The sequence below is a fragment of the Agromyces sp. NPDC029043 genome (genome assembly GCF_055564615.1).
The window spans coordinates 26,185-35,282 of sequence record NZ_JBVHVX010000028.1; the positions used below are offsets into that span (position 1 = coordinate 26,185).

At 67.0% G+C, this 9,098-nt stretch carries 9 protein-coding genes; 7 read left to right on the forward strand and 2 right to left on the reverse strand.

The window, feature by feature from the left end:
• Positions 1-34: 34 nt before the first annotated feature.
• The gene (locus ACZ4TW_RS22450) at positions 35-622 is read right to left on the reverse strand and encodes an META domain-containing protein (protein ID WP_465546544.1); all 588 of its coding nucleotides are present in this window, start codon (positions 620-622) and stop codon (positions 35-37) included.
• Here ACZ4TW_RS22450 and ACZ4TW_RS22455 point away from each other — a divergent pair.
• On the forward strand, positions 588-1,463 hold the full coding sequence (locus ACZ4TW_RS22455) for a hypothetical protein (RefSeq protein WP_465546546.1): 876 nt from the start codon (positions 588-590) through the stop codon (positions 1,461-1,463). The genes ACZ4TW_RS22450 and ACZ4TW_RS22455 overlap by 35 nt on opposite strands.
• 21 nt (positions 1,464-1,484) lie before the next feature.
• Here the strand turns inward: ACZ4TW_RS22455 and ACZ4TW_RS22460 are convergent, their stop codons facing one another.
• A complete protein-coding gene (locus tag ACZ4TW_RS22460) occupies positions 1,485-3,047 on the reverse strand; it encodes a hypothetical protein (RefSeq protein WP_465546548.1) in 1,563 nt (520 codons plus the stop codon).
• 159 nt (positions 3,048-3,206) lie between these two features.
• Here ACZ4TW_RS22460 and secA2 point away from each other — a divergent pair, with 159 nt between their 5' ends.
• The 6 genes from secA2 to ACZ4TW_RS22490 all read left to right on the forward strand — a co-directional run bounded on the left by secA2 (position 3,207) and on the right by ACZ4TW_RS22490 (position 8,777).
• Positions 3,207-5,504 carry an accessory Sec system translocase SecA2 gene (gene secA2, locus ACZ4TW_RS22465; protein ID WP_465546550.1) on the forward strand — a complete coding sequence of 766 codons (2,298 nt, stop codon included), beginning with the start codon at positions 3,207-3,209 and terminating at the stop codon, positions 5,502-5,504.
• Positions 5,501-6,145, forward strand: coding sequence for a CDP-alcohol phosphatidyltransferase family protein (locus ACZ4TW_RS22470; RefSeq protein WP_465546552.1), 645 nt, complete (start codon positions 5,501-5,503; stop codon positions 6,143-6,145). Before secA2 ends, ACZ4TW_RS22470 begins: the two co-directional genes overlap by 4 nt.
• Positions 6,146-6,188: 43 nt before the next feature.
• Positions 6,189-6,593 (forward strand): glycine cleavage system protein GcvH, encoded by a 405-nt coding sequence (gcvH, locus tag ACZ4TW_RS22475; protein WP_465546554.1) that lies wholly within the window; start codon positions 6,189-6,191, stop codon positions 6,591-6,593.
• Between the two features lie 311 nt (positions 6,594-6,904).
• Positions 6,905-7,360 carry a glycogen accumulation regulator GarA gene (gene garA / locus ACZ4TW_RS22480; protein WP_465546556.1) on the forward strand — a complete coding sequence of 152 codons (456 nt, stop codon included), beginning with the start codon at positions 6,905-6,907 and terminating at the stop codon, positions 7,358-7,360.
• Positions 7,361-7,450: 90 nt separating this feature from the next.
• Entirely contained in the window at positions 7,451-8,137 is a 687-nt protein-coding gene (gene ftsR / locus ACZ4TW_RS22485; protein ID WP_465546558.1) for a transcriptional regulator FtsR, read from the forward strand.
• A 139-nt stretch (positions 8,138-8,276) separates the two neighbouring features.
• Positions 8,277-8,777 carry a bifunctional nuclease family protein gene (locus ACZ4TW_RS22490; protein ID WP_465546560.1) on the forward strand — a complete coding sequence of 167 codons (501 nt, stop codon included), beginning with the start codon at positions 8,277-8,279 and terminating at the stop codon, positions 8,775-8,777.
• The last annotated feature ends 321 nt before the right edge of the window (positions 8,778-9,098 follow it).

The following is a 9,098-nucleotide window of genomic DNA, read 5'->3' on the forward strand; positions in this document are numbered from 1 at the left end:
ATGGTACCGGTCGGTCCGGAGCCGGCGGGCCGCGTCACTTCGTCGGTGACAGGGTCACCGTGGTGGTGCCATCGGACAACGTCAGTTCCTGACCTTCACGCTGCCACTTCACCGGGCCGTCGGTCAGGTCTGTGACCCAGGTGTCGGCAGTATCACGTGGCGGCGGGCAGGCCATCATGGTGGCGGCCAGCTGGGTGAAGGTCATCGTGTCGCCGTCGATCCGCACGCCGCCGATGTGCCGGTTGCAGCCCGCGGTCATGCTGACGCGACCGCCTTCGGGGAAGGTGATCTCGAATGGTCCGCCGCCGGGGATCGGCGTCCCCGTCACCGCCGTCGAGGAGAAGCTCTGCCCGACAAGGGAGTCGGCGCCGACCGATGCCGACGGCGTCGACGGCGACGACGGCGCGGGGGAGTGCGCCGTTGATTCGTCGGCGCATCCGGAGGTCATCAGCAGCACCACACCTGCGGTGAGAATCAGTCCGGGGCGGACGCCGCGTCGTAAGCTGGTGCGCAGGCCATGGGCGACGGCGAGGGTCGACGACATGTCGACAAAGCTAGCCGACGACGGTCGCGAAAGAGGTGGGTTGATGGCACAAACGTCGACATCGGATGTCGCGGTCACCAGTCGCATGGAATTCCTCGACGGCACGCACCGGGCACTGCGGATGATCGGCTGGGTGCTGCTCGGCGCGGCGCTCCTGGCGTTGGTGGCCGCGCGCGTCGTCGTCGACGAACCCCGGATGGCCGCCCTCCTCGTGCTGGCACTGCTCGGCACCGGTCTGATTGCGTTGGGCGCGTACAGATTTCGTTCTCGCGGTGCGGTGACGATCGGGATACAGGGCGACACCGTCCACATCGGCAGTGAACGCCACGGGGTGGAGAATTATCGCGTCGATCAGCTCGCGGAGGTGACGGACGCGCCGATCCTCGGACACACGTCACCGATGTCGGGTCAGTACGCCCGCGATCTCCGGATCGCCGGGTTACCCGCCGTCCGCCTCACCTTCCTCGACGACGGCGCCGAGGACTCGTGGTTGGTGCCGGTCATCGCCGGCGATCCCGCGATGCAGACAGTCCTCGCCCGCCTCGAGCGTCCGTCCCCGACCGCTGCCCACGACGCTGCGACGGTGTCCGCGTCGAGCGGCATCACCGGGCCGAGAATCTCCGACGCCGGCAGTGAGCAGGCTGCGCGCCGTCTGTGGGAGGCCGTCACCGCCGATCATGACGCCATCCTGCGCGAGTACGCCGCCTTCGAGATGGACCCCGAGACCCCGCTGCGCCATCCCGACGGCACCGATATCAGCAGTCGAACGGTTCAGACCTTCCACGAAGCCCTCGACGAGGCCGAGATGCGCCGCACCGCGGACTATCCGGGCGACCGCTCCCGCGCCGATGCCTATCAGCAGGCGGTCCGCGCACTCGACCGTGCCTGGCGCGGCATCAAACCCCGGGACGCCGGGTGACCTGACCTGTTGGGTGCGCGCTCAACGCGTGCCCGGTTCGAGGAACACCCCGGCCGGCGTGTAGGTCCCCGACGCGGCATCCGCGTTGGCCATCTGGATGAGGATGACCAGGCGATCGTCGTCCTGGAAGGTGTTCCACATCATGATGTCGACGGCATCGCGGTCGAAGGCGTCGACGGATCCGCGCGCCATGGCCTGCGTGCGCACGGACTCGAACACCTGCTGGGAGACGTCGTCGAAGGCGAAGTCGCCGTACCCGGGACCGGCAGAGACGCGATCACTGATCTCCGGGAAACTCCCCGGGACGACGACGATCGATCCCGAGCGTCGCGCCGCGGAGTAGTCCATCAGGACGCCTCCACTGTTCTGGATCGAGCCCGCGAAGATGATCGGTGTCGCCGGGACCGTTCCTCGTATCTCGAAGCGGGTCAACACCGCCGCCCGCGCGTCGAGTTGCGCCTCGGCGAGTGCAGCGCGCGCCGCAGCGAATGCCGCGTCGAAGTCGCCGGGCGAGAACATGTCGGCGACGGTGCCGTCGGGGCGGGCCTGAATGGACACATCGCCGATGGGTGCCTCGCCGAACTCACCCGTCCAGGCCAGCGGAGCGTCGCGCGTCGACCGTCGCATCTCCAGGCTGACGAAGTCGGCGTCGTCATCGGACTCGCGAGCCTGCGTCATCATCGCGTCGACAAGATGGGGGAGATCGGCGCCGCTGATGTCGGCGACCGTGAACGTATCGGCGGCACGCATCGGGGTGGGTGCGGTGGTCGGGTCCTGCCATTCACCCGACGACGAGCGGTACAGCGAGGTGGCCTCACCGGAGGTCGCGACGTACACCTGCGCGCGAGTCGTGCCGTCGACGTCGAAATCGACCGACAGCAGTCGGTCGGCCGCACCGGGACCGAGCGCATTGATCTGCTCGATCAACTCGTCGCGGCGATCGTCGAGTGACGCGACGATGTCGGCCGGCGACTCGTCGTCGTGGCTCCACGAGGGCAAGAACGATGTCGACGACGAACCGCCGCTGACCTGCCACACCGACGCGGGGATCGCGAAAGTCACGGTGGCGGCGATCGCGAGCCCCGCGAGTGGATAGGCCATCGCCGCCCAACCGGGCCGATCCCCGAACTCCGGTGTGAGTTCGCTCCGGTCGGGCAGATCGACAGGCGGCAGATCGATGTGCGGTGATCCGATGAGATCGCGGGCTTCGGCGATGCTGGTCGTCGTCAGCCATCTGCTGCGGTACGCGGTGTCGTCACGCGGCGTGATCATGGCGGTCACCAGCGTCGGCTGCCGATCGGCGGCGGGCACGGCGGCAGCGATGCGGGGTTCGAGATCACCGGCAAGGGTGGAACGGGTGACCGCCTCGATCCGGGCGGGCACCGAATGCGTCGACGCACCGCGGCGCAGCGGCGGGATCTCCGAGGTCCGGGTGGCGTGTGGCAACACCACGACCCCGACGACGACCAGCGGCACACCGAAGGCGAGAGCCGCCCACCACGGATTGCCGGCGCCGATGCCGACACCGAGACCGATCGCGACACCGGCAATGAGGATGCGGAGCAATCTGCTGGTGCGGTTCACCTGATTCCCCTCGCCTGTGGGTCACCCGTCTGGGTCGATCCTGCTGGGGATCCTAGTGGCGCCAGATCGGACAGGAAAGCGGACGCGTACCGTGGACGGCGAGAAAATTCATGCCCGCTGCCGCGCGGCCGGGCGTCCATGCTTGAGGGAGATCACTCGGTGGGAAAGCTGACGAACAGCATGTGGCGGCTCCTGGGTTCGCAGAGCACCAGGAACCAGTCGAAGTCGGTGTCGCTCATCGCCGACGCCGACGAATACACGTCGTGGGCGGCGGACGTCGCCGACGCGGACATCCCCGCGACGGCCCAGGAACTCGACCTCGAGTCGACGACCGACCGCGCGAAGTTCCTGGCGCTGGCCCGCGAGGCCGCCGACCGCGCGATCGGCCTGCGGCCGTTCGACGTTCAGCTGCAGGGTGCGCTGCGGCTGCTCGAGGGCGACGTCGTCGAGATGGCCACCGGTGAGGGCAAGACCTTGGCCGGCGCGATCGCAGCGGTCGGGTTCGCCCTGGGTGGCCACCATGTCCACGTGATCTCGGTCAACGATTACCTCGCCGGCCGCGACGCCGAGTGGATGGGACCGCTGTTCACCGCCTTCGGTCTGGAGAGCGCGTCCATCTCGGAGAACTCCAGCCGCGCCGAGCGCAAGGCCGCCTACATCGCCGATGTCACCTACGCATCCGTGAACGAGATCGGTTTCGACGTGCTGCGCGATCAGCTCGCGACCTCCGCCGACGATCTCGTCTCGCCCAACCCCGATGTGGCCATCATCGACGAGGCCGACTCGGTCCTCGTCGACGAGGCGCTGATCCCGCTGGTGCTCGCGGGATCCACGGAGAGCGAGGTTCCCGATCAGGCGATCCACGAGGTCGTCGCGCGGCTGAAGAACAAGCACTACGAGATCGACGCCGAAGGTCGCAACGTGACCCTCACCGACGAGGGCGCGGCTTTCGTGGAGGAAGAGCTCGGCGGCATCGATCTCTACGACGAAGAGCATGTCGGCACCACACTGGTCCACGTCAACATCGCCATGCACGCCTATTACCTGCTCGATCGGGACGTGCACTACATCGTCCGTGACGGCGGAGTGCACCTCATCAACGCCTCGCGCGGACGCGTCGCACAGTTGCAGCGCTGGCCCGACGGCGTCCAGGCCGCGGTGGAGATCAAGGAGGGTCTCGCCCAGACCGATCCCGGCGAGGTCATCGACAACATCACCGTGCAGGCGCTCATCGGCCGCTACCCGATCGTCTGCGGGATGACCGGTACCGCCCTCGCCGCGGGCGAGCAGTTCCGACAGTTCTACGGACTGCGGGTCTCGCAGATCCCTCCGAACGCCGCCAGCATTCGCATCGACGAGGCCGATCGGGTCTATGACACCAAGGCCAACAAGGTCGAGGCCATCGTCGAGTACGTCAAGGAGATCCACGAGACCGGCCAGCCGATCCTGATCGGCACCCACGACGTCGCGCAGTCCGAGGAGCTCGCCTACTTCCTGGAGAAGGCGGGTGTCCCGTCGGTGGTCCTCAATGCGAAGAACGACGCCGAGGAGGCCGCGATCATCGCCGAGGCCGGTGCCCGCGGCGCGGTCACCGTCTCCACTCAGATGGCGGGTCGCGGAACCGATATCCGGCTCGGCGGCTCCAAAGACGACGACACCGCCCGCGACGAGGTCGTCGAACTCGGCGGCCTGTGTGTCGTCGGCACCGGTCGCCACGACACCGAACGTCTGGACAGTCAGCTCCGGGGCCGCGCGGGACGTCAGGGCGACCCGGGCCGATCGGTATTCTTCTCCAGCCTCGAGGACCCGGTGGTCACCCGCAATCTCGCGTTCAAACGTGATCCGGTGTCACCGAACGAGGACGGTTCGATGGGCGCCAAGGGCATTGACCTCATCGAGCAGGCCCAGCGCATCGCCGAGGGCGTGATGCTCGAACTGCACGCCAACACCTGGCGGTACAACAAGCTCGTCAACGAGCAGCGCGACATCGTCGTGCGACGTCGGATGGCGATCCTCACGACCGACACCGCCCGCGAGGAACTCGCCGATCTCGAACCCGAGCGGTACACCGAACTCACCGAGGCGGGCATCGAGGAATCGGTACTGAGCCAGGCCGCACGCGAGATCATGCTGTTCCATCTCGACCGCGCCTGGGCCGATCACCTCGAATTCGTCTCCGACGTGCGCGCCAGCATCCACCTGCGCGCCATCGGAAAGCAGAGCCCACTCGACGAATTTCACAAGCTGATCCTCGAGGAGTTCACCACGCTCCCGGTCGACGCGGTCGCCAACGCACGCGCCACCTTCACCGAGGCGACGATCACCGCCGACGGCGTGGACCTCGGCTCGGCCGGACAGCACCGCTCGACGACCACGTGGACGTACATGGTCCACGACAATCTGTTCTCCTCCGGAGGCGCCAAGACATTGCAGGGCATTATCGGCGTCTTCCGGTGAGCGATGAGGTGAATGCCGACGCACCGACGCCCGGCAGCCCCGGGGCCGCCGACGGCCGGATACTCACGGTGCCCAACGCGCTGAGCGTGCTGCGACTGCTGCTGATCCCCGTCTTCGTGTGGTTGCTCGTGGTCGAGAAGGCCGACGGGTGGGCCCTGGCGATCCTGTTCTTCTCCGGCTTCTCCGACTGGGCCGACGGCAAGCTCGCGCGCCTGCTGAATCAGTACTCCCGGGTGGGGGAGCTGCTCGATCCGCTGGCCGATCGGCTCTACATCGTCATCATCCCGTTGGCGTTCGGAATCCGGGAGATCCTGCCGTGGTGGCTGATCGGTGTGATCATCGCCCGCGATGTCCTGCTGTTCGCGACCGCGCCGCTGTTGCGTTCCCGCGGAATCCTCGCGTTGCCGGTCCTCTACATCGGTAAGGCCGCGACCTTCGCGTTGATGAGTGCGTTCCCGTGGTTGCTTGCGGGACAACTCGATTCGGTCCTCGGCACCGTCTGCTACCCGATCGGCTGGGCGTTCATGATCTGGGGCGTCGGCCTTTATCTGTGGTCGTTCATCCTGTACTGGTATCAGACGATTCTGGTGGTCCGGACCATGCCACGGGTTGAGCACTCGTCGGCCGGTCGCATGGCCTAATGTGTGACGACGACAGCCCGACCGGCACGACGAGAGGTGAGACGTGAGCGACAACGAGGTGCCCGATTCCCTGCGGTACACCGCCGAACACGAATGGGTGTCACGGACGTCCCCGACGACGGTGCGTGTCGGTATCACTGCCTATGCGCAGGATCAGCTCGGCGACGTGGTCTTCGTGCAGTTGCCCGCCGAAGGCGATGACGTGACCAGCGGTGAATCCTTCGCCGAGGTCGAGTCGACGAAGAGCGTGTCCGACATCTTCGGGCCGCTCGACGGCACCGTGTCCGCGGTCAACGGGGATCTGGAGGCCAGCCCGGACCTGGTGAACTCCGACCCCTACGGTGCCGGGTGGCTCGCCGAGATCACCGTCGCCGACGAGGCTGCACTCGACGCGCAACTCGCCGACACCCTCGACGCGGCCGGCTACAAGGCCATCACCGAAGGGTGAAATACGGTCCGCCGGCCTGCGAATTCGCTGAGTCAGACGCGAATTAGCGCCCTGAGGGCTTCCTCGCTCACGCTATGATCGATGGGGTCCACAGCGCTGCTGGGAGCAGTTCTGAGCAAGTCGTGATCGGTGACCGGAAAGGGAACCCGCGGGCTTGCGAACAGTGGAGCACGGTACGGTTTAGACCAGTGGAATGGTTGGGCACGGCGTAGCGGCGGACGCGATGAAAATCCGCCGCGTGCGGCCGCTGAGCGCGGGTGCGTCAGCCGGAGGCCGACCGATCGGGACGGCCCGGAACAGACGAAGGAGCAGTGGTGAGCGATAACGACAAGGACTTCGAGGCGCCGGTGGAGACCACATCGGTGTTCCGCGAGGAGTTCATCAATGAACTCGACGCGAGCGCGACTGCCTCGAGCGAACCGGCGGACACCGGGGTGGAGCGTCTGCAGCCCGGTACCGCACTGCTTGTCGTGAAGCGCGGCCCCAACGCGGGCTCCCGCTTCCTGCTCGATCAGCCGACGACCTCGGCCGGTCGGCACCCCGACAGCGACATCTTCCTCGACGACGTCACCGTGAGCCGTCGACATGCCGAATTCCGTCTCGGCGACAACGACTTCCAGGTCGTCGACGTGGGCAGCCTCAACGGCACCTACGTCAACCGTGAGCCGGTGGACACCGCCGCGCTCAGCAACGGTGACGAGGTCCAGATCGGCAAGTTCCGTCTGGTGTTCCTGAGTGGTCCGCGCGACGGCGAGTCGGGCGCCTGACCCGTGGCGTCGTCGGCAGCCGGCCAGCGCGGCGACGAGCCCCGCGGCCGGGGTTCACAGGAGTCCCCGGGTGCCGGGAACGAGGCGTCGATGTCGATCGGCGCCGTCCTGGCCCTGCTGCGTGACGACTTTCCGGATGTGTCGATCTCCAAGATCCGTTTCCTCGAATCCGAGGGACTGATCACCCCGGAGCGCGCACCGTCGGGATACCGGCGGTTCACCACCGCCGACTGCGAACGTCTGCGATTCGTGCTGACCGCGCAGCGCGACCGTTATCTGCCGCTCAAGGTGATCAAGGAACAACTCGACACGATCGACTCCGGCGACGGTGGAGTCGGCCCGGGTGGCACCCGGCTGCTGTCCTCGGCCCGTGGCGCCGTCGCACCCGCCACCGACTTCGGTGCGCGGGCCGGCCGCGTATCGCGCGATCAGCTCATCGAACGCACCTCCGTTGACTCGGCCTTCGTGACCGAGTTGCAGCGCAACGGATTGCTGACGCCGGGCCCCGCCGGATACTTCGACGAAGACGCGGTGCGTCTCGTCGAGGCGGCAGCCGCGTTGGCGTCCTACGGCCTCGAAACCAGGCATCTGCGCGCGTTCAAGGTGTCGGCGGACCGTGAGGCAGGTCTCGTCGCGCAGATCGCCAATCCCATCGCCAAGGGCAAGGGGACCGGTGCGCGCGACCGTGCCGAGGAACTCGTGCGGGAGATCGCCGCACTGTCGGTGACCCTGCACACCCAACTCGTCAAGGCCGCCGTCCGCGGCGTCCTCGACTGACATCGGGTCGCCCGCACGGCGACTCGAACGCCACACACGCCCACCCCGGTGTAGCGTCGGGGAAGACGCTCTCGTCCACGACGCCGACGACGTGGCGTCGGTCCGTACGCGAGAGTGAGGCTTTCGGGAGGTTCGTGGGATGAGCGAAATGCAGGTCGTCGGAATCCGGGTGGAGCCACCCGCCAGCCAGCCTGTGCTGCTCCTGCGTGAGGTCGACGGTGATCGCTATCTGCCGATCTGGATCGGCCAGAGCGAGGCGGCGTCGATTGCATTGCGGCAGAAGGGCATCGAGCCACCCCGGCCGCTCACCCATGATCTCATCGTCAACCTGATCACCGAATTCGGACAGACCCTCGTCGAGGTGCGCATCGTCGACATGCAGGAGGGCACCTTCTACGCCGAACTCGTATTCGCCAACGACGTGCGCGTGTCGGCGCGCCCATCCGATTCGATCGCGATCGCCATGCGCGCCGAGGTGCCGATCATCGCCGACGAATCCGTCCTCACCGAAGCCGGACTCCTGATTCCCGATGAGGACGGTGACGAGGAATCCGGTCCCGTCGGCGAGGACGAGGTCGAGAAGTTCAAGGAATTCCTCGACAACGTCTCGCCCGACGATTTCAAGGCCACGGGAGGCTGAGACATGGCGGCGACTCCGTCGCCGCGTGTTGATCCGGCCTTAGCCCTCCGTCTTCCCTCCTCATCGCGCCGCTCGCTGCGCTCGCTGGCTCCTCGTCGGTCCAGACGCAGGTCGGCCGGACCAACGCTCGCTGCGCTCCCTCGTTCTTCGTCGGTCCAGACGGAGGTCGGCCGGACCAACGGTGACTTGGCGGCGACTCCGTCGCCGCGTGTTGGTCCGGCCTTAAACCGGCTCTTCCGGATTCAGAGTGCATCGAGGTGTTGTGCCAGGCCGCCGGAGTGGATGAGTGACCGCAAGATGTAGTGGCCGAGGTTGCGGAAT

Coding starts and splice junctions, on each gene's coding strand:
- ACZ4TW_RS22490 (WP_465546560.1), top strand. CDS start 8,277: ATGAGCGAAATGCAGGTCGTCGGAATCCGGGTGGAGCCACCCGCCAGC.
- ACZ4TW_RS22455 (WP_465546546.1), top strand. CDS start 588: ATGGCACAAACGTCGACATCGGATGTCGCGGTCACCAGTCGCATGGAA.
- ftsR (WP_465546558.1), top strand. CDS start 7,451: ATGTCGATCGGCGCCGTCCTGGCCCTGCTGCGTGACGACTTTCCGGAT.